The organism is Tichowtungia aerotolerans (assembly GCF_009905215.1).
Taxonomy (GTDB): domain Bacteria; phylum Verrucomicrobiota; class Kiritimatiellia; order Kiritimatiellales; family Tichowtungiaceae; genus Tichowtungia; species Tichowtungia aerotolerans.
This window is the reverse complement of the sequence record NZ_CP047593.1, coordinates 935,597-954,998: the sequence shown is the minus strand read 5'-3', so window position 1 is coordinate 954,998 and position 19,402 is coordinate 935,597. Positions and strand designations below refer to the sequence as shown.

The following is a 19,402-nucleotide window of genomic DNA, read 5'->3' as shown; positions in this document are numbered from 1 at the left end:
AGAAATGCGGGGTGTGAGGGCTGGTCGATTAAAGATGCCGCAGTGTTTCGGTGCGGATCAGTTCTCCCATTTCTGAGGTGGATGCCGGGGTATATCCTTCGTGGCAGAGATCGGCGGTACGAAGGTTGTGGCCGAGCGCGGCTTCGAGCCCCTGTCGGACAGCGGTCGCGGCTTTTCCTTCGCCCAGATCGTCGAGCATCATCGCGGTGGAAAGAATCATCGCGATCGGATTGGCTTTGCCCTGTCCTGCAATGTCGGGAGCCGATCCGTGAACCGGCTCAAACAGTCCGGTGCCTTTTCCGAGGCTGGCGGAAGGCAGCAGCCCGAGCGATCCGCCGAGTGTGGCGGAGGTGTCGGAAAGAATATCGCCGAAAATATTGCCGGTCAGGATGACGTCGAACTGACGCGGATTAATCACCATCTGCATGGTTGCGTTATCGATATACATGTGGTCGAGCTCGACATCCGAGAATTCCTTTTTGTGCAGGGCCTTTACTGTATCACGCCAGAGACGGGAGACTTCCAGTACGTTGGCTTTATCAACGGATGTCACTTTGTTGCGGCGTTTGCGTGCCCATTCGAACGCCACGCGGGCCACGCGTTCGATTTCTTCGACGCTGTAGCGCATGGTGTTGAAGGCTTCGTTGCCGTCGTTGCCGACCGGCTGGCCGAAGTAGATGCCGCCGGTGAGTTCGCGGACGGTCAGCAGGTCGACGCCGATGACGGCGGCCGGGCGCAGCGGAGAGGACTCTGCCAGCGACGGCGGAACGGCCACCGGACGCAGATTGGCAAACACGGCCAGTTCCTTGCGGATTTTCAGCAGGCCGGACTCCGGACGCATGGCGCCGGTGAGATCGTCCCATTTCGGTCCGCCGACTGCTCCGAGCAGGACGGCGTCGGACGCTTTGCAGGCGTCAATGGTTTCCTGCGGCATCGGATCGTTCCTGGCGTCAATGGCTGCGCCGCCGGCGAGGGCTTCGGTGTACTCAAACGAAAAGTCAGACTTCTCGGCAATGACATCGAGCAGTTTGACACTTTCAGCAACCACTTCCGGCCCGATTCCATCGCCGGGCAGAAGTGTAATTTTATAGGTTTTAGACATGATTCTATTCCTTCTTTCTTTAAAGTCGAAATCTGAGCGGAGGTTTTTACCAGTTTTGTAAAGGCGAGAGAAGGGGATTATGGAAAAAGAACAGGGGTGGATTTTTTTTGATATTGACGGCACGCTGCTCTACGCGCGCGGCGCCGGGCGCAAAGCATTCCGTCAGGCGTTCGAAGAAGCGCTCGGTTGGGATCAGGGCGTAGAGCACATTAATTTTTACGGCGCGACCGATCTCGACGTTTTCCGCCGCATCTGTGCCGAGCGCGGCGAGAGCTCCACGCCGGAGATGGAAAAAACATTTTTTGAACGGCTCGGCGTTCGGCTGGACGAGCATTTGGCACAAACCCCGCCCGAACTTTTTCCAAATATCGCCCGAATAGTTCCAGAGCTTTGCAGGCATTGGAAGCTGGGCGTGGTGACCGGCAATATCGAGGCGACCGCGAAAGCCAAGTTGAAGTATGCCGGGCTGCTGGATTATTTTGAGCCGGACGGATTCGGCTGCGGGTGCGATCATCCCGATCGTGTTGAGATTGCGCGACTGGCGCTGGAGCGGGCGGGGAATCCTGCGAATGCTGTTCTGGTCGGCGACACGCCTCGCGACGTCGAGGCTGCCACGGCCAATGGAATGATTTCTATTGCCGTTGCCACCGGGATTTTTGATGTCCAGACCCTGGAAAAGGCGGGGGCAGATTACGTATTTGAAGATCTAACGGATGCGGAGCGGCTGATGTCTATCCTAACAGACTTGGGATGATGAAAAAACAGAGGAGGTGGATATGCAGGCAGTGATTAATGCGGTGAAATGTATTCCCTCCACAGGCCTGTGTCTTATGTTCCTGTTTTGTTCCTGTGCAAAATCAGAGGAGGCGGTTATGAGCGATCAATTTCCCGTTCACAAAACGGATGCTGAGTGGCGAAAAGAACTGACGCCGGAGCAGTATCGCATTCTGCGCGAAGCGGGGACAGAGCGTCCGTTTACCGGCGAGTACACGGATCTCGACAAGTCGGGCGTTTACCGCTGCGCCGCTTGCGGAGCCAAACTGTTCACGTCTGAATCCAAATTTCACTCCGGCTGCGGCTGGCCTGCATTTGATCAGGCGGTTTCAGACGGAAGTGTCATCGAACGGCGGGATCTCAGCCACGGCATGATCCGCACCGAAGTGCTTTGCGCCAATTGCGGCAGTCATCTCGGGCACGTGTTCAATGACGGTCCGGCCGCGACGACCGGCCTGCGCTACTGCATCAACTCCCTTGCGCTCAGGTTTGAGCAAAAGAAAACCGAAGACTAAAGCGGGAGGTCGGGGAGGTTGACTCCCAGGGTTTTGAGCTTGTCGATATAGATGCCGTAGCGTTCTTTGAGCGCACTCAGCTGTTCGGTATACCGGGAGGCCTGCTCTTTCAGAGCGGCTCCTTTTTCACTGAGGAGCTCCATCATCGACAGGTCTTTCAGTTGACTGGTCAGCCCGGAAAGCTGTTCTTTTTTCTCCAGAATGCTCTGTTTGTATTGTTCAACGCGGGCCATCAGCTCGGGCTGGCTGTATGTCGCAACTTTTTCTTTAACCGCAGTGACCGGTTCGGTGATCTCACTCAGGATCTCTTCTGCTTTGACGGTATACGACTGAACGGTTTCCTTCGCCACGTCCTCCGCTTTGGCGGTATATGATGAAACCGTTTCCTTTGCGTCTTCAACAACGGCCTGTGCGGTTTTCTGAATTTCGGTTTTGGCGCCAGACAGTTTGTTCGACGATTCGGCCGGCGAGGTCATCACCGATTTATCCTCTTGTTTTTCGCAGCCTGTGTTGAGCATTAATCCGGCGGTAAGAATCGTGAGAATCAGAGTCGATTTCATATACTGTCCCTTTCTGTCTGCAGAAGACGCTAACGAAATCCTGGGCAGCGCACAACGTCTGATTGCCATGAATGGCTGCGGCCGCGCTTAGCTCTTGGCGGACGTGAACAGCGAAACCGAGATGAACACAATTGCGGAAAGCAGGATTCCGTAAAAGCTGGGCGCGAGGCCGAGAGGCGGGTCGGTGCCGATGAGCAGAATCGTCAATGAGAGACCGCCGCCGGCGAGCATGGCCGCCAGTGCTCCTGCAGATGTGCTGCGTTTCCAGAAAAAGGCGCCGAGCGTCGGAACGGTCAGGCCGGAAACCATAAAGGCGTAGGCGTGCAGAATGCCGTCGAGCACGGTCTTGAAAGACAGAGCCAGGATGATGGCGGCAACGCCGATGACGAGCGTGGCGACCTGTGAAATGAGTACGTGTGTTCTGCTTTTCCAGGGTTTGGAACTCATCTTCTCGAGCAGATCGTTCACAAAGTTTCCGGAGGCGGCCATGAGGCAGCTGTCGGCGGTGGACATGACGGCGGAAAAGTAGGCCGCGACAACGATGCCGGTCAGTCCGACCGGCAGGACGGTTTTGATGAGCATCGGCACGGCCATTTCCGATTCGATGCCGCTGAACAGTGCGCGGCCGCAGGCTCCGAGCGCGACTCCGATAAAGGCCATGGCCGGGTACTCAAACAGTCCGGCAAGGTACCACGCTTTCTTTGCGGCGCGTTCATCGCGGCAGGCGAACATGCGCTGGTAGAGGGTCATGCCAATGAGCCAGATTGGAATGATCGTGATCATCCAGTTGATGAATGTGATGGGTTCGACCTTCATCAGGCTGAGGTGCCCGGCAGGCAGCGCCTCGCACAGCGCGGCGACGCCTCCGATTTTCCAGAGGGCGGCGGGCAGCGCGAAAAAGAGCAGTCCGCTAAAGAGCACAATCCACTGGACGGTGTCGGTGTAGATGACCGCTTTGATTCCACCGAGGACGGTGTAGAGCACAATCACAGCACCCATGACGACGAGGGCGAACTTAAGTGGATCAATGCCGAAGACTGCATCCGGCAGGACGGTCCCTGCCATGAGTTTGGCTCCGGCGAGCACCTGTGCGCCGGTGAAGCCGAGGTAACCGATGCCGGAGATGAGCGCGGCGAGCAGGGCGACGCCTCGGCCGTAGCGATGGGCCAGGAAGTCGGGGTAGGTGAGCATGCCGTGTGCCCGGTCTACTTTTTTGACGCGCGGAATGATGAAGACGGCCGAAAGCCACGCGCCGATCAGTCCGGTGAAGAGCAGCCAGCTGCCGGAAAGTCCAATGGCGTACCCGAGTCCGCCGAGTCCGATGGAAAAGCCGCCGCCGACGTCCGTGGCGGCAATGGAGAGTCCGACGTGCGAGGGCGAAATATCGCGTCCGCCGACGTAGTAGTCTTCGTGATCTTTGTTCTTTTTGAAGAAGTAGAAGCCGATTCCAATGATGGCGGCCATATAGAACGCGAAAATGATGTAATCAATCCAGGTCATGATGTGATGGGTTCCATAGGCCGATCCATATGGATGTGATGCGTGTGTGTGATAATGTCGTGCTGCTTGAGTTTGAACACGAGTGCTTTTCGGATGTCGTGACTGAGCATCCAGCCGTCGGCGGGGGTCACGGCCCAGGCCACAACCATGCATTTGACGCCTTCGCGGCCGGTTTCGGCCACCCAGAATCGCGGCGGTTCACGATCTGAATAGTACTGGCTTCCGAGCGGGGATTCTTTGGCGAGGCGTTCGACCAGTTCCATGTCGGCCTGATAGTCGATCCAGAATTCGACATAGACCCAGCGGTTGTTGTCGTACAGTGAATAGTTGACGAATTCCTTGGTCATCATGGAACTGTTGGGGACGACGTAGCGCAGGGAGTCCCAGCGTTTAACAACGCTGTGTGTGAGGGTGAAGTCCTCGATGGTGCCGTAGACGTCGTCGATAACAACGGTGTCGCCGATGCGGGCGAGTTTGCCGAAACAGAGCACCAGCCCGCAGGTGATGTTTTCAATGATCGGCTTCGCGGCGACTCCGATGACGACGGAAACGGCGGCGATGATGATCGGCAGAACGGCCGGCGCAAGCTGCGCCAGATAAGGGATGGCGCTGATTGAGATGCCCGAGAGCAGAAACAGAGCGATCAGCGTCCGGCGGGTGATGCTGATGCGGGATTCCATCCGACGGATTTGCTGTTCCCGGACTGCTTTTTTGCGGGTGCGTGCCGGGACCGCGCCCGGTTCGGGATGGCGTTTAATGGACTCCCGCCGCTGATCCTGAAGAATTCGCAGACGCCGAAGGGCGGGCCACGCTGCAAAGAGCGTGATCAGCCCGACGAGCAGAATGTAGAGGTGTGTCAGGTTCATGCGTGGACGGAGTCAGGGGCTTCGTCGCGGCGGTTATACCGTTCGTTGCCGGATGGAACCAGAGAGATGGCTTTGTCATCATAGCTGAGCAGTTTTTCGATGCCGATGGACTGGTATTCATCGGCATCGTCGAGCTTGAGGGTCAGCTGGCAGTTGTCACATTTGCGGTCGCAGAAAATCGGTTCGTAGGAATCGGGTTCCTGATAGCTGGTGATGACGCCTTCGTAGTTGCGCAGAATCACTTTGTGTGTGCTCCACGAAATGAGGTAGTTGGGCATGACCGGAATTTTTCCGCCGCCGCCGGGTGCGTCGACCACATAGGTCGGGACGGAAAAGCCGCTGGTGTGGCCGATGAGGCTTTCGATGATTTCGATACCTTTGCTGACCGGGGTGCGGAAATGAGTGAGGCCTTCGGAAAGGTCGCACTGGTAGATGTAATAAGGCCGCACCCGATTCTGCACCAGTTTATGAACCAGTGTTTTGATAATGCGCGGACAATCGTTGACGCCGGCGAGCAGTACAGTCTGGTTGCCGAGCGGGAAGCCTCCGTCGGCCAGCATCTGCAGCGCGGAGCGGGATGACGTGGTGATTTCGCGCGGATGGTTGAAGTGCGTATTGATCCAGAGCGGCTGATGCTTTTTGAGCATTTGAACCAGATCGTGTGTGATGCGGTAGGGCAGGACCACCGGCATGCGGGTTCCGATGCGGATGACCTCGACATGCTTGATTTTTCCGACTTCGGTGAGAATCCAGTCCAGATAATCATCGGAGAGCATCAGCGGGTCGCCGCCGGAAAGCAGGACGTCGCGAACCTGCGGCGTGTTGCGGATATACTCGAGTCCGGCTTCGATGGTTTCCTTGTTGGGGATGAAATCCTGATCGCCGACTTTGCGCTTGCGGGTGCAGTGGCGGCAGTACATCGAACAGACGTTGCTGATGTGAAACAGCACGCGGTCGGGATAGCGGTGGGTGATGCCCGGTGCCGGGCTGTCGGCATCTTCGTGCAGCGGGTCGGCCATGTCGTGTTCGCCGATGATCAGTTCGCTCGGGCACGGGATGCTCTGTTTGAAGACCGGATCGTTGCGGAAGTCTTCGCGGTCGATCAGAGAGAGGTAATAGGGCGTGACGCTCAGCGGAAATTTATCGACGGTTTCTTCGAGCGATTTGCGCTCTTCAGGGGTGAATTCAACATCCAGCAGTTTTTCGAACGTGGCGATGTCCCGGATCGAGTGCTGGAGCTGCCACTTCCAGTCTTTCCAGTTGCCGAGGGTTGTGTTTTCGTCGATCTGTTCGGCCAGTTCCTGCTGTTGTTCGCTATAGATGGGGCTCGGGCTCATATGTCTCCTTGGGTTCCTGTGAACTGAGGAAAATGAGGCGCGGCCCCGAAAAAAAACAGATGTGCGGATCGTGTTGTGAGTTTTCCTTTTTTATATTGTGTAATGCCTGAAAAAAAACTCCGCACACAGACATCAATCCTTTTCAACCTAACAAACGAAGAGGTCATGTCAAGGGAAGGTCCGAACCAATCCGGCGGGAATGTTGTCGGAAAAATATAGAAAAAACCGATTTTTCGGGTTCCAGACATGGGGGTTTCTGCGCCGTATTTTTCCAATGGCTGGAGAATTCCGGGCGGCCGTCCGGCACACTTCGAACGGTTTTTTTCTTTACATGATTTTCAGATTGGCAGGGACGTGAAACAGGAGTATTAGGCGCTTTAAAATTGAATCGAGGCGCATGAATTCATTGAGCGTACGTTTGGCGGTGCCGGCGGATTTGCCGGCACTTGAGCTGATTGAAATCCGCTGTTTCCGAGGCAGCCGCCGGGCTTCCCGGAGGTCGCTGAGGCGCAGCCTGGTCAGTCCTGCACAAAGTGTTTGGTTGGCGGTTGTGTCGCACGAAGGACGGCGGCTGGTTGCGGGTGCGATGATCCTGCATCATCACGCCCGCTCCATTCGTATTTATTCGCTGGCGGTTCTGCCGGCATTTCGCGGCAGCGGTGCGGGACGTCGCCTGGTGCGGCGCGCGGTTCTGGTGGCCCGCAGGAACGGCTGCCGGGCAGTGACGCTCGAGGCGGATCGCCGAAACCGGGTTTTGACCGGCTGGTATGAACGGCTCGGGTTTGAGATCGTTCGTGTTTTGAAGGATTATTATTCTCCGGGGCGCCACGCGGTCCGGATGCACAGGGTCCTGAAGCAGGACCAGAAAAGCGAGAGTGTCTGTGGCCGTTCGTAACCTGATTGTTCTGAATAATCCGGATCATTGGACCTTTGATCTTGATGAGGTGGAGGTGGTTTCTGCCAGAGACTACCTGAGTGACAGCCGGTATGCGTCGATCAAAAACGCGCGCGTTTTCAACCTCTGCCGTTCCTACCGCTATCAGTCGGTCGGCTATTATGTGTCGCTGCTGGCCGCCGCCCGCGATCACCGGGCCATCCCGACTGTGACCACGATGCAGGATTTCAAGTCGCAGACGATCATCCGCACGATTGCCGAAGATATCGATGCTCTTGTCCAGAAGACATTTTCAGACGTGCCGCAAAAAGAATTTGTGCTGCATGTCTATTTTGGCCAGACGGTTCGGCCGGTAGACCGGTTTGTTGGGCGGGCGCTTTATAATCTGTTTCAGGCGCCGCTGCTCAAGGTGAATTTTGTGTTCAGCGGAAAGTGGCTGATTCAGCAGATCGTGCCGATTTCAATTGCCCAGATTCCCGCCGGGGATCGAGAGCATATTTGCGATTTTGCCCGAAGCTATTTTTCCCGCAAACGGTTTCCGAAAAGCCGGATTCAGCAATACGCCTACGATCTGGCCATTCTGATCAATCCGGATGAGCCCAATCCCCCGTCCTGCAGAAAGGCGCTGAAAAAATTTGTGGAAGCTGCCGATAAGCTGAATGTGTATACCGAATTCATCACCAAAGCCGACTACAGCCGGCTTTCGGAATTCGATGCGTTGTTTATTCGCGAGACGACGTTGGTGAATCATCATACCTACCGTTTTTCCCGGAAGGCTCATGCCGAAGGACTGGTGGTGATTGATGATCCCTGGTCGATTCTGCGCTGTGCCAACAAGGTCTATCTGGCAGAGCGGCTGGCTCAGGCAGGACTGCCTGCGCCGCGCACTGTAATCCTCCAGAAAGAGTCGCCCAAAAACACTCCGGCGGAGATGGGAATTTCGTTCCCGTGTGTGTTGAAGCAGCCGGACAGCGCTTTTTCCCAGGGTGTTGTGAAGGCCGGGAATGAAACGGAGTTTTATGAAAAGCTGACAGGATTGCTTGAGAAGTCCGATTTAATTATTGCACAGGAGTTCATGCAGTCAGAGTTCGACTGGCGCATCGGCATTCTGGATCGCAAACCGCTGTATGCCTGCCGATATTATATGGCGCGCGGACACTGGCAGATTTACAACTGGAGCGGAGCGCACAGCCGCCGGTTCGGAAAAAGCGATTGCCTGCCGGTGGAAGAGGCCCCGGCGGACGTGGTACAGACGGCCCTCAAAGCCGCCAACCTGATTGGGGACGGGTTCTACGGGGTTGACCTGAAACAGATCGATGGCCGGGTGGTTGTTATCGAAGTGAACGACAATCCCAGCATCGATGCCGGTGTCGAGGATGTGGTGCTGAAAGGTGCTCTTTATGACGCGGTGATCCGCTCTGTTATTCGACGGATCGAGGGCGTTAAAATTGAATGTCATTGAGAATATTGCAGTTGAATTCCGCGGCCGAAAGGAATATACGCCGTTTTGCAGATCAGAGTTCCCGTGAGGGAGCCGGACGCTGTGATGTCACAGAAGAAGGGGCGGGCTATGAATAGAATATTGGTTTCGGTATTAATGGCTGCTGTGATGGTTGCCGGCGGAGCTTTCGCCGAGCAGAAAAAGACACCGATGGACAGCAATTCCGACGGCAAAGTCAGTAAAGAGGAATTCTGTTCTGCACGCGAAAAGATGATGAAGAACGCGGGCAGGGAGTTTAACCGCACTGCCGTGGAAAAGCAGTTTGCTGCCAAGGACAAAAACAAAGACGGCTTCCTGACCGGCGAGGAGCTGAAAGGCAAAAAACAGACGCAGGAAAAGTCCGGCGACGAGGACTGACGCTCTTTGGTTTTACAAACGCCCCGCAATTCCGGCGGGGCTTTTTTGTGTTTTTACAACGTCGACATATTTACTCACAGGATCAGGACACTCGTTTGAGTGCCAGCTGCAGCTGCGGGGTCAGGTCGACCTTTTGATCGGCGCGGCCGAGTGTTCCGTCGAAAATGTGAACAGCGTCGCGTTTTTCCAGGCCTTGGAAAAGTTCCTGGAATTTGTTGGGTGTTTTGAGCTGGCGGTTCATCAGGATTTCGACGCGTGCGGAACCGAAGCTGGCGGCTTCGCTGACCATGGACGCGGAATCGGAGGTGACGAACAGATGATCGCAAAGCTGAATGAAGGCGGGGACCGGGTTGTAGGAATCCCGCGAGTTGATGAGTGTGTAGTCGAACGGCAGTGACTCGATCAGAGCCTCGATTTCTTTCGGGGTTCGACGGGAGGTGGTCACCCATCGCTCGCAGCCAATGGTCAGTTCGAAGGCCTTTTCCAATTGTTCTTTCAGTTCGGCGGCGTTGATTTCCGAGACGGCATTGGGACCGCCGATGATAAATCCGGCCGCCGGGCCTTTCGCTGGATGCTTCTGCTCAAATTCTTCAGCCTTTTCCTCAAAAAACGTCTGGTCTGCCGCACAGAGGTTGAGCGGCAGTTCGATGACGTTGTTTCGTTTGGGCGGATGATCATAGGCCGGGCAGAGAATGGCGTTGAAATCCGGGCGGTATCCCTGCGGGTTCAGAATCGCAATGTTGGGAAGAGCCAGTTCTTTTGAGAGGACTTTGTTGGGGTAGAAGCTCGTTGATCCTGTGGAGATGATCAGGTCAAAGCCGGAAGTCTGAGACTCAAGGCCTGAAACCTGAAAGAGCTTCTTTGTGTAGAGCCCCATTCGGTCGAGAAGATACGAGAGCGCTTTAGCGGTTTTGCTGCGGTAGTTGACGTCAACGAGTTCATAATCGATGCCGGTGTTTTTGCAGAATGCAACCGATTGGTTGAAATGTCCCGGCTTGCCGTCTGTGAGAATCAATGCCTTCATCATAGCTTCCAACGGTTATGCATCCAGAACCACTGCTCCGGATATTGGCGGATCAGTTTTTCAAGCTCGGTCTGGTGAATCTGAGTGAGTTCGGTAATCTGCTCTTCCACCGGTTGTCCGTTATCCTGCCATACCACCGGATCGCTGACGATCAGACGGTATCGCCCGGATTCCGCACGCACCATGGTCATCGGCACAACCAGTGGATCGAGTTTCAGCTGCAGATACGCTGATGATTTGATGCCAAGGGTTTCTTTGTCGAAGAACCGGACCGGAACGCCTTCCCGGGCATTGGTTTTGATGTCGATCAGCAGTCCGGCGTGTCCGCCGCTTTTCAAGGCCCGGGCAATGCGCGGCAGGGCACGTTTTTTGTGGACCACTTTGTTGCCGAACGATTCGCGCATGGGAGTGACGATTTTTTCATCAATCAGCCGGTTGTTTCCCTGTCGGGCCACGACGTGTCCCTGCCGTTTGAACAGCATGCCGGTGTAATGCGCAAGCAGCTCAAAGTTTCCCAGATGACCGGTGATGAACAGGATGCCTTTATCGGTTCCGGCTTCCAGGTCGAGCAGTTTCTGCATCTGTTCTCCGTCGACCATTTCCAGCAGTTTTTCGCGATGGATCTTTTCTGCCAGAATCATCGCGGATTCTGCAATCAGTCGTCCAAAATGTTTATATGCCGCCCGGGCGATCCGGAGCCGTTCCTTTTCGGTTTTCTCCGGGAAGGCCAGCTCCAGATTCCTGAGGGTCAGGTTCCGGCGCTGGGTGCCGAGCCGGTAGGTCAGAGAGGCAACCATATGGCACGCACCGTAAATCACCGGCTCGGGACAGAGGCGCAGAATCAGGAAGAAGCCTTTTGTCAGGCGGTATTCAGTTTTCTCGCGGAATGGATTCATTCGTTTCCGACCGGCGTGAGAAGATCGTTCAGATAGAGCTGCGTGACGAGGTCGCAGTCGAGGCGGTGTCCGGCTTTGTAGGAAGTGATTTCTCCAACAAAACGTGCGTCTGGAACCAGCGCGATTGCCGCCAGCAGATCGAGCACTCCGCGGTGCCAAACCGCTTCCAGTGATTTCCCTTCATGAACCAGGCGCGGTTCGTTGTGGTACCGGCCTTTTTTGGCGATCAGAATATTTTTGTCGGTATAGCCCAGGTTCCGGATATCGGCGAAGATTTTCCCGATGGTTTTGCAGTAGAGCATTTTTCCATATGGCGTATTGGTGCGCGCCTCTGCGCCGCTCTGAAGAGTTTCGTGATTTACCGGGAACACAATGCGCTGCTGCCCAATGGCGTTTGGGAAGTTGACCGCGGCATCAACCGTCAGTTTCGGCTCTGTGCCGCTGAGCGGTGAGAGAGTCAGGAATTGTCCGCGATCCCACCCCAGCGTAACCGGCTCTTTGACCGTGACGTATTTTACCGTGCCGGGAAGAGTGCGCCGGCCGGCGCTGTCGAGCGCTTCAAGCAGGTCGAGGCTGCCGCGCTCAAACAGCGGCGGATCTCCGGAATCGATTTTGATCATCAGGTTGTCGATGTCGAGTCCCATGCGGAGCGCAATGACATGCTCAACCATACGCACATAATTGTGCGGATTTCCGGCGCGCAGCACGATGTTGCTGACGATCGATCCGGTCGTCCAGACGTTGTCAACGGCTATGCGGATCGGGAGTGAATCCGGCTGGTCGGTGCGGTCGAGCCACCAGCCTTCGCGCTCGGTTGGCTCGAAGGTAATCGTTGTGGTCGATTTCCCGGCAAATGTTCCCGGGCCGGACACGCGGACGGCTTTGTCGATGGTTTGCAGGTTTGTGCGGGGCGGGAGACCGGGCCGGTCGGTCAGATCCAGATTGACCGGGATGCTGTTGAATTCCTCATATGAGGCTGCCACGATGTGAGGATCGCCTGCCAGCAGGCGGCCCGGAGTTTTTTTATTTTCCATAAGAATCAGATCCGTCGGGGTTAAATCTCTAAATTCTGTCGCCTAAAATACGAAAGCCGCTATATTGTGACGAGTTCCAAACCTTGGAAAATGTATCATGAATAGAGATCGTTTTAAGCCGCTGTTCGCATTATTGCTCATTTTTTGTGCTGCACCACTGCTCGCTGCACTGGTTTCTCCATGGATCTACATGGCGGTTCAGTCCCGTGCGGCAGAGGTTATGCAGTGGGTTCATCAGTCAGAAGCTGCCGGAACCAACCTGTTTTGGGCGGATATCGCCGATTCCGTTTTCACCTCGCCGTTTCGACGTGTCAATGATCGCATCGTGCTGATTCTGGTGCTCGGTCTTCTGGCTCCGGCCTATCGTCTGAGCGGCATGGGCGGCCGGGCCGATTTCGGAATTCCGAAACGCAGAGACTGGCTGCGCCTGTTTGGAATCGGATTAATCGTGGCCGCGGCCAGTATGCTGATTGTCTATGCCATTGGCCTTTTTGCCGGCGTGTATGGCCCGGTGAACGTGGACGGTGATGTTGTTTCGGAACTGCTGAAGATCATCATCGGGATGCTGCTGATCGGTGTGATCGAAGAAATTCTGTTCCGAGGATTCATTCTGACGGCATTTCGCAAAAGCTTTGGGCCGGTGGCCGCTGTTCTGCTGAGCAGCGCGCTGTTTGCCGCCGTACACTTCATCAAACCCGCAGAGCCGGAAATTACGAATCGCTGGTTTTCCGGCTTCCTGCTTTTCTCCCACCCCTTTAGCGGTGCGGGCAGTACATTCTGGCCGGAAGTCTGTACACTGTTCTGTATGGGCACCGTACTGGCGACGCTGAGCACGTGGACCCGATCGGTCTACATTTGTATCGGCCTGCACGCCGGCTGGGTCTGGGTTATGATGCTTTTTCGTCTTTTTACCGAAAATCAGGGCCGTCTCATCTGGCTCTACGGCCCGGGCGAATGGATCTCCAAAGGATGGATCGGACCGATTACGGCGCTGATTATCTGGGCGGTGGTCTTTGCAACCCGCAAAACATGGATGACTCTGGGCGCAGAGGACTAAATGGATAAGGGGCGTATTCTAAAATCGGTGGGAACCGTCGGTTCTTTCACTGCTTTGAGTCGCTTTCTGGGCCTCGCCCGCGATGTGCTCATGGCCGGATTTTTTGGCACGTCTCTGGTTATGGATGCCTTTGTGGTTGCCTTTACCGTTCCCAATCTCTTCCGGCGGTTGTTTGGGGAAGGCGCTCTTTCCTCCGCCTTCGTTCCGGTACTGGTGGAAACCCGGCAGAAAGAAGGCGATCCCGCCGCATGGAAGCTGGTCAACCGTGTGCTTGTTCTGCTTGCCGCCGTACTCACGCTGATTACGCTTGCCGTAATCTTATTCGCGGTTCTTGTTCCGGTTCAGAGCGAAAAAGCAGTTCAGGTGCTGGGTCTGCTCAAAATCATGATGCCCTACATGGTTTTCATCTGCCTCGCTGCCGTCTCCATGGGCATCCTGAACAGTTTCCATCATTTTGCGGTGTCCGCCTTCGCTCCGGCAATTCTTAATATTCTCTGGATCAGTACGGTTTTGTTCGTTGTTCCAAACATTGGAACCTCGCCCGAAGAAAAAATACGCGCAGTTGCCTGGGCCGTTCTGCTGGCCGGCTTTCTGCAGTGGGCCGTCCAGTGGCCGATGCTGTACAAGCTTGGGTGGAGAATGAATAGGGTGCAGGCTCAGCCTGCCAAGGTTGGAAAAATTCTGCGCCTGATGGGACCCGCCGCACTCGGCATGGCGGTGCTGCAGCTCAATGTCGTGATCGACCGCACTCTCGCACTGTGGGTCGGCGGCGGCGCGCCGTCCGCGCTCTTCTTCAGCGAACGGCTTATCTATTTTCCGCTGGGTATTATCGCCACCGCGCTCGGAACGGTTCTTCTTCCCACGTTTTCCGGGCAGGCGAAAGATCCGGAAAAAATGAGCGAAACGGTCTCCGACAGCCTGCGTCATCTGCTGTTCGTCATGATCCCTGCGTCAGTCGGTCTGCTGGTGCTCGCGACTCCGGTTGTGCAGATGATTTTTGAGTGGAAAAATTTCGGAACATCCTCCACCTGGATGACCGCCATCGCGCTTCAGGCCTATGCCCCCGGCCTGGTCGTATTCAGCCTCGCCAAGGTTTTTGTTCCAGCCTTCTATGGAATGCAGGACACCAGGACGCCGGTGCGGGTCGGAATGATCGCCGTCGTGCTGAACCTGGTTCTGAATATCACCTTTGTGCTGACTCTGCCGCAGGCGGTCAAACACGCCGGGCTGGCGTTCGCCACCGTACTTTCGTCGGTCTTCAATATGAGCTGTCTTGCACTGATCCTCCAGCACCGTCTTGGCGGCATCGGGTGGAAAGCTGTGGCTGCCACCGCCGCCCGCTCGTTTGGTGCCGCTGCGCTGATGGGCGTCGCTGTCTGGTTTGTATACGGGCTTTTTCCAAACCTTGGAAAAATCGGACAGGTCATTGCGGTCGCCGTCAGCATCGGCATTGGCGGCGCAGCTTATCTGATTGCATCACTTCTTTTCCGCGCGCCCGAGCTACGCGAGTTTGTCCGCACGTTCCGCCGCTGATCGCTTACCGTTTTGTTTTCCACAAGGTAACGCCGATGAGCCCGATGGTCAGGGCGGCGCCACAGAGACGGCGGGCCGCCGTGTCAGTTAGGTCGAGTGCAAAAAACAGCAGGACCATATATGTGACAAGGGTAGCCCATCCCTGCCATGAACAGGGTGTCCAGCCAAGCTTGCGAATTTTGAACCAGCTCTTACTCATGGCGACGACCTTTTGGGATGAATAGAATGAGCGCCCAAACCGCGACAGCGGCGCAGGCGATTCCGAAGACGGGGGCGGCGCCGATGGCGGCGATGAGCGGGATGGCCATGCCGGTCCAGAGTCCGCCGCCCATGATCGGTTCGTGCATCAGCTGTTTGCAGGCGAAGGCTTCGGCGGCCGGCGTTTTATAGTCCGGGTCGACCACGCGCAGCAGGAGCAGTCCGGTCGCAGTGACGCCCATCGACTGGCCCATTTCAGCAATGCTGCGTTCGAACCATGCGGTTTTGAAAACGCGGCGGGCGAGGAATAGAACGCAGGCGACGTTCCAGAGAATCCCGGCGGTGACGAGAATCAGCAGCGGCAGCCAGCCCTGTGCAACAACGTTGAGCCGGATGGTGGCGATGGCGGCAACGACGAGAAAGTCGAGCGATGTGTTCTGGATGCGGCGGGTCAAACCGTGGTCAATGTGGTCGTTGGGATCAAAGCGGTTGGCAAAAATCTGGATGAGCAGTCCGCCGAGCATACAGAGGGGGAACAGCGGGAAGCTTCCCAGCAGATCGTGTTTTTCCGCAAACGGAATAATGCCCTGGATCAGCAGGAGCAGCTCTTTGAGTCCGTAGCCGATCAGGATTGCACCGGCGACGATGACCAGATGCAGGCTGAGTGCTTCGATGACATCGCTCGAAACGGTCAGCTTTCCGGCCTTGGGCCGCTGGTCGTGAGGGATGCTTCCGGTCCAGTCTTCTTCCTCAATATTTTCGTGCGGCGGCTTTTTTTCGGATACATAGCCTTTGCGAACCGCCCAGTTGACCAGCACCATGCCGACAATGATTGCGCTGACAATTCCGGCGGTGGCGCTGGCGAGCGCGAAATCTTTTCCTGCGGCCCAGCCCAGTTCGTCGAAAACCGGACCGAGGCCGCCGGCGGTTCCATGGCCGCCTTCAAACCCTACCGGCAGGGTCGCGCCGAAGAGCTCATTCAGACCGAACAGCGGGGCAAGCGCGAAAAGGGCGATGCCGATGCCGACAACGTATTGGCCCCATGCGACGATCTGGCCGTAGGCCAGCTGTCGCCCCGCGCTTTTCCAAACCTTGGAAACGCCGGGAATCTCGACGCCGAGAAACAGACAGGCAAACACCAGATTAATCAGAATGCCGGGCAGCCTGCTCCACCCGGCGGTCCATATGTCCGGAATGGGCAGCGTGTTGATCAGGATCAGTCCGAGCAGTCCGGCGATGACGGATGCGGGCAGGTAGAGCCGCTGGAGAAAGATGAGTTTGCGGCGCAACCAGTAACCGAGCCCGAGCAGCACGGACAGACAGACAAACGATAACATGAGAAACTCCTTTGAAGGAATGGATTAGTGGAGCGGTGGATGGATGGAAGGTTTGCCGTCACGGGAGTTTTGTTCAATCATTCAATGCTCCCTCACTCCGGCACGTCTCTTTAAACAACCGTGACCGACTCGCCGTTGTATTCGACAGTTTGGTCGCGGCGGATTTTGCAGCGCTTGCGGGTTTCTACCTCGCCGTCCACGGTAACCAGCCCTTCTTCAATGACGATTTTGGCTTCGCCGCCGGTTCCGCACAGGCGCGCGGCTTTCAACAGCTGGACCAGATCAATGGTTTCTCCCGACAGTTTGAATTCATCCATGTTTTTTCCTTTCGGTCTGAACGAGTTCGAGATCGCGGAACGCTGCGCGGCGGCGGTGGTAGAGATGGTCAACTTTTTCTTCCAGCGCGGCCCAGTCTTCCGGGGTCGGCGGGGTGTCGTAGTCCCACGATTCTTCGTCGGAGCGCTTAAACTGCCATTTGATCTGTCCTTTGCCGGGGAATTTTACACGCACAGTGCGTTTGACCCCGTCATCCAGCCGTTCTTTCCATTCAATATCACGTTTCATAATCGATGCACCCTAGCGATTTTCCCAAAGGTCGGAAAATGTTTTTCCAATCATTGGAGCATTTAAACGAACAGCAGCAGGCTTACCGCCATGACGGCCATTCCGGCGACAAGACCATAGATGGAAAGGTGGTGTTCGCCGTATTCGCGGGCGGTCGGCAGCAGTTCGTCGAGCGAGATGAAAACCATGATGCCTGCCACGGCGGCAAACAGAATGCCGAATATCGTGTCGGTCATGAACGGCGCGAGAATGGTGTAGCCGACGAGTGCCCCGACCGGTTCGGCAAGGCCGGAAACAAAGGAAAGTCCGAATGCTTTGCGGCGGCTTCCGGTTGCATAGTAAATCGGCACGGAGACAGCAATGCCTTCGGGAATGTTGTGGATGGCGATCGCCACCGCAATACTCATTCCCAGCGCCGGGTCTTTCAATGCGCTGACAAACGTGGCCAGCCCCTCCGGAAAGTTGTGAATGGCGATCGCCAGCGCGGAAAAAACGCCCATGCGCAGGAGTTTTCCGGAGTGCTCCTGTCGGGCCTGCGCCGTCATATCTTCGACCACATGAGGTTCGTGCGGGTTTTCAAAATCCGGGACCAGTTTGTCGATCAGTGCGCTGACGCCCATGCCGCCGAAAAATGCAATGACGGTGACCCAGTATCCGGGCCGCTCTCCCATTTCCGTGCAGAGAGCATCTTTGGCTTTGAAGAAAATCTCAATCATGGAGACATAAATCATGACTCCGGCGGAGAAGCCGAGTGCGATGGAGAGGAAGCTCTTATTGGTGCGTTTGCTGAAAAACGCCAGGGCACTGCCGATTCCTGTGCATAGCCCGGCGAACAACGTCAGCCCGAAGGCGAACCAGATGGTTGAATTGTCCATTTCCAATCTCCTTTTTTTGTTAAAGCACCGATAGGGCGGCGGCAATCAGCATGCCGAGTACGGTTCCCAGTACGGCGTAATGATATTTTCCGAAAACGTGCGCGGCGGGCAGCAGTCCGTCGAGTGCGATGAACACCATGATGCCCGCGCCCGCGGCCGAGAGGACGCCGAGAGCCTGTTTGTCGAGAAACCGGTAGACCAGGGTATAGACGAGCAGTGCGCCCAGCGGCTCGGCCAGGCCGGTCAGCGATGAAAATACGCAGGCTTTGGAGCGGCTTCCCGTTGCGTGGAACATCGGCAGGGCGGTCGAAATGCCTTCCGGAATATTGTGCAGTGCCAGTCCGGCTGCCGCTGCGACGGCCACCGGCGCGGGCGCGTGCAGCGCGGCGATGAATACCGCCAGCCCTTCAGGGAAGCTGTGTGCAGCAATCGCCAGTGCGGCGGGCATGCCGGTTCGGCGGAAGTCGGGGTTGTCTTTCAGTTCCTCAATCAGCATGGGTTCGTGCGGGTTGCCAAAGTCCGGGACCAGCCGGTCGATCAGCGCGCTGATCAGAAATCCACCGAAAAAGATCACCGTTGCCAGCCGTGGGTTGGCCAGATCCTGTTCGGCGATGGGCAGCAGTGCGCGGAAGGCCGTCCAGAGCAGCAGGCCTGTCGAGAGGCCAAAGAGCAGTGATGCGCGGCGCGTGCTGCTTTTCCGGGTAAACAGCGCCAGAAGGCTGCCGATGCCGGTTGCCATTCCGGCGGCGAGCGTCAGTCCGAATGCAAACCAGACGGTTTCCGAGCTTTGGAACAGTTCCTGGTTTTCAATCAGGCGTTCGATCAGCATTTTTGTGCCGAGCCCAATCAGAACCAGCCCGCCGGTCACTTCCATCTTTTTCTCATTAAAATGGCCGAAATAACGTCCGAAATAAACACCCGCAAATGACAGCACAAAAGTCACCAGTCCGATCAGCAGCACCGGCGTCAGAATGGCCACACGCAGCATCGATAAACTGATCCCGATAGCGAATGCGTCAATACTGGTTGCCACCGCCAGCGTCAGCAGCGTCGGAAGGTGCAGCGGATCTTTCGGGCCGTCTTCGTCATCGGGCTGCAGCGCCTGAATAATCATGTGTCCGCCGACAAACAGCAGCAGTCCAAACGCGATCCAGTAGTCCACCGTTGAGAGCAGGTCATAGGCCCAGCGTCCGATGGCCCAGCCCAGCAGCGGCATGCCCGCCTGAAAAAGCCCGAACGCCGCGCCGACAAGCAGGGCGTGGCGTGCCTTCAGGTTTTTGATCGTGATTCCGCTGGTGATCGACACGGCAAACGCGTCCATCGCCAGGCCCAGCGCAATCAGCAGTATGGAAAGAAGCGGCATAACGCAGAAACCCTACTTGCTTTCCAGGCATTGGGAAATGTTTTTCAGCCGTTTGGTAAAACGGTGCGTCTCGATGCAATAAAGTTTCCAAACCTTGGAAAATATTTTTCCAAT

The 19,402-nt window shown here is 56.2% G+C and carries 21 protein-coding genes; 7 read left to right on the top strand and 14 right to left on the bottom strand.

Going from position 1 to position 19,402, the window contains the following annotated elements; all coding sequences use genetic code 11:
• Window positions 1–28: 28 nt before the first annotated feature.
• Window positions 29–1,102: a 3-isopropylmalate dehydrogenase gene (leuB, locus tag GT409_RS04120; protein WP_160627207.1), complete on the bottom strand. Its 1,074-nt coding sequence runs from the start codon at window positions 1,100–1,102 to the stop codon at window positions 29–31.
• 79 nt (window positions 1,103–1,181) lie between these two features.
• On the opposite strand from leuB, the gene GT409_RS04115 reads away from it, so the two are divergent.
• Complete coding sequence (locus GT409_RS04115) at window positions 1,182–1,856, top strand: HAD family hydrolase (protein WP_160627204.1); 675 nt, start codon at window positions 1,182–1,184, stop codon at window positions 1,854–1,856.
• 118 nt (window positions 1,857–1,974) lie between these two features.
• Window positions 1,975–2,391 carry a peptide-methionine (R)-S-oxide reductase MsrB gene (msrB, locus tag GT409_RS04110; protein ID WP_160627201.1) on the top strand — a complete coding sequence of 139 codons (417 nt, stop codon included), beginning with the start codon at window positions 1,975–1,977 and terminating at the stop codon, window positions 2,389–2,391.
• Here the strand turns inward: msrB and GT409_RS04105 are convergent.
• From GT409_RS04105 to kamA, 4 genes are all read right to left on the bottom strand, one after another.
• The gene (locus GT409_RS04105; protein WP_160627199.1) at window positions 2,388–2,951 is read right to left on the bottom strand and encodes a hypothetical protein; all 564 of its coding nucleotides are present in this window, start codon (window positions 2,949–2,951) and stop codon (window positions 2,388–2,390) included. The two genes, msrB and GT409_RS04105, sit on opposite strands and share 4 nt — an antisense overlap.
• 87 nt (window positions 2,952–3,038) lie before the next feature.
• Window positions 3,039–4,451 (bottom strand): sodium:solute symporter family protein, encoded by a 1,413-nt coding sequence (locus GT409_RS04100; protein WP_160627197.1) that lies wholly within the window; start codon window positions 4,449–4,451, stop codon window positions 3,039–3,041.
• Window positions 4,448–5,317, bottom strand: a complete 870-nt coding sequence (locus tag GT409_RS04095; RefSeq protein WP_160627195.1) for a mechanosensitive ion channel family protein — start codon at window positions 5,315–5,317, stop codon at window positions 4,448–4,450. Before GT409_RS04095 ends, GT409_RS04100 begins: the two co-directional genes overlap by 4 nt.
• On the bottom strand, window positions 5,314–6,654 hold the full coding sequence (gene kamA, locus GT409_RS04090; protein WP_160627193.1) for a lysine 2,3-aminomutase: 1,341 nt from the start codon (window positions 6,652–6,654) through the stop codon (window positions 5,314–5,316). Before kamA ends, GT409_RS04095 begins: the two co-directional genes overlap by 4 nt.
• Before the next feature lie 397 nt (window positions 6,655–7,051).
• Between kamA and GT409_RS04085 the strand changes: the two genes are divergently transcribed.
• From GT409_RS04085 to GT409_RS04075, 3 genes are all read left to right on the top strand, one after another.
• Window positions 7,052–7,549, top strand: coding sequence for a GNAT family N-acetyltransferase (locus GT409_RS04085; RefSeq protein ID WP_160627191.1), 498 nt, complete (start codon window positions 7,052–7,054; stop codon window positions 7,547–7,549).
• Window positions 7,536–9,011 carry a RimK family protein gene (locus tag GT409_RS04080; protein WP_160627189.1) on the top strand — a complete coding sequence of 492 codons (1,476 nt, stop codon included), beginning with the start codon at window positions 7,536–7,538 and terminating at the stop codon, window positions 9,009–9,011. Before GT409_RS04085 ends, GT409_RS04080 begins: the two co-directional genes overlap by 14 nt.
• A 108-nt stretch (window positions 9,012–9,119) precedes the next feature.
• Window positions 9,120–9,407, top strand: a complete 288-nt coding sequence (locus tag GT409_RS04075) for an EF-hand domain-containing protein (RefSeq protein WP_160627187.1) — start codon at window positions 9,120–9,122, stop codon at window positions 9,405–9,407.
• Window positions 9,408–9,489: 82 nt separating this feature from the next.
• On the opposite strand, the gene GT409_RS04070 is transcribed toward GT409_RS04075, so the two are convergent.
• Genes GT409_RS04070 through GT409_RS04060 form a run of 3 tightly spaced genes read right to left on the bottom strand, consistent with a single transcriptional unit; the run spans window position 9,490 to window position 12,361 of the window.
• A complete protein-coding gene (locus GT409_RS04070) occupies window positions 9,490–10,434 on the bottom strand; it encodes an ELM1/GtrOC1 family putative glycosyltransferase (RefSeq protein WP_160627185.1) in 945 nt (314 codons plus the stop codon).
• Window positions 10,431–11,327: a lysophospholipid acyltransferase family protein gene (locus GT409_RS04065; protein WP_160627183.1), complete on the bottom strand. Its 897-nt coding sequence runs from the start codon at window positions 11,325–11,327 to the stop codon at window positions 10,431–10,433. Before GT409_RS04065 ends, GT409_RS04070 begins: the two co-directional genes overlap by 4 nt.
• Window positions 11,324–12,361 (bottom strand): UDP-3-O-acyl-N-acetylglucosamine deacetylase, encoded by a 1,038-nt coding sequence (locus GT409_RS04060; protein WP_160627181.1) that lies wholly within the window; start codon window positions 12,359–12,361, stop codon window positions 11,324–11,326. Before GT409_RS04060 ends, GT409_RS04065 begins: the two co-directional genes overlap by 4 nt.
• Window positions 12,362–12,458: 97 nt before the next feature.
• Here GT409_RS04060 and GT409_RS04055 point away from each other — a divergent pair, with 97 nt between their 5' ends.
• Window positions 12,459–13,418 (top strand): CPBP family intramembrane glutamic endopeptidase, encoded by a 960-nt coding sequence (locus GT409_RS04055; RefSeq protein WP_160627179.1) that lies wholly within the window; start codon window positions 12,459–12,461, stop codon window positions 13,416–13,418.
• Window positions 13,419–14,951, top strand: coding sequence for a murein biosynthesis integral membrane protein MurJ (gene murJ, locus GT409_RS04050; protein ID WP_160627177.1), 1,533 nt, complete (start codon window positions 13,419–13,421; stop codon window positions 14,949–14,951). It begins immediately after the preceding gene.
• Window positions 14,952–14,955: 4 nt separating this feature from the next.
• Here the strand turns inward: murJ and GT409_RS04045 are convergent, their stop codons facing one another.
• From GT409_RS04045 to GT409_RS04020, 6 genes are all read right to left on the bottom strand, one after another.
• Window positions 14,956–15,150, bottom strand: coding sequence for a hypothetical protein (locus GT409_RS04045; protein WP_160627175.1), 195 nt, complete (start codon window positions 15,148–15,150; stop codon window positions 14,956–14,958).
• Entirely contained in the window at window positions 15,143–16,486 is a 1,344-nt protein-coding gene (locus tag GT409_RS04040) for a sodium/glutamate symporter (protein ID WP_160627173.1), read from the bottom strand. The genes GT409_RS04045 and GT409_RS04040 overlap by 8 nt, the downstream gene beginning before the upstream one ends.
• A gap of 110 nt (window positions 16,487–16,596) precedes the next feature.
• Window positions 16,597–16,803, bottom strand: a complete 207-nt coding sequence (locus GT409_RS04035) for an RNA-binding S4 domain-containing protein (RefSeq protein WP_160627172.1) — start codon at window positions 16,801–16,803, stop codon at window positions 16,597–16,599.
• Window positions 16,796–17,050, bottom strand: a complete 255-nt coding sequence (locus tag GT409_RS04030; protein WP_160627170.1) for a hypothetical protein — start codon at window positions 17,048–17,050, stop codon at window positions 16,796–16,798. The genes GT409_RS04035 and GT409_RS04030 overlap by 8 nt, the downstream gene beginning before the upstream one ends.
• 62 nt (window positions 17,051–17,112) lie before the next feature.
• Window positions 17,113–17,925: a zinc transporter ZupT gene (zupT, locus tag GT409_RS04025; protein ID WP_160627168.1), complete on the bottom strand. Its 813-nt coding sequence runs from the start codon at window positions 17,923–17,925 to the stop codon at window positions 17,113–17,115.
• Window positions 17,926–17,944: 19 nt separating this feature from the next.
• On the bottom strand, window positions 17,945–19,288 hold the full coding sequence (locus GT409_RS04020) for a manganese efflux pump (protein ID WP_160627166.1): 1,344 nt from the start codon (window positions 19,286–19,288) through the stop codon (window positions 17,945–17,947).
• Window positions 19,289–19,402: the final 114 nt, after the last annotated feature.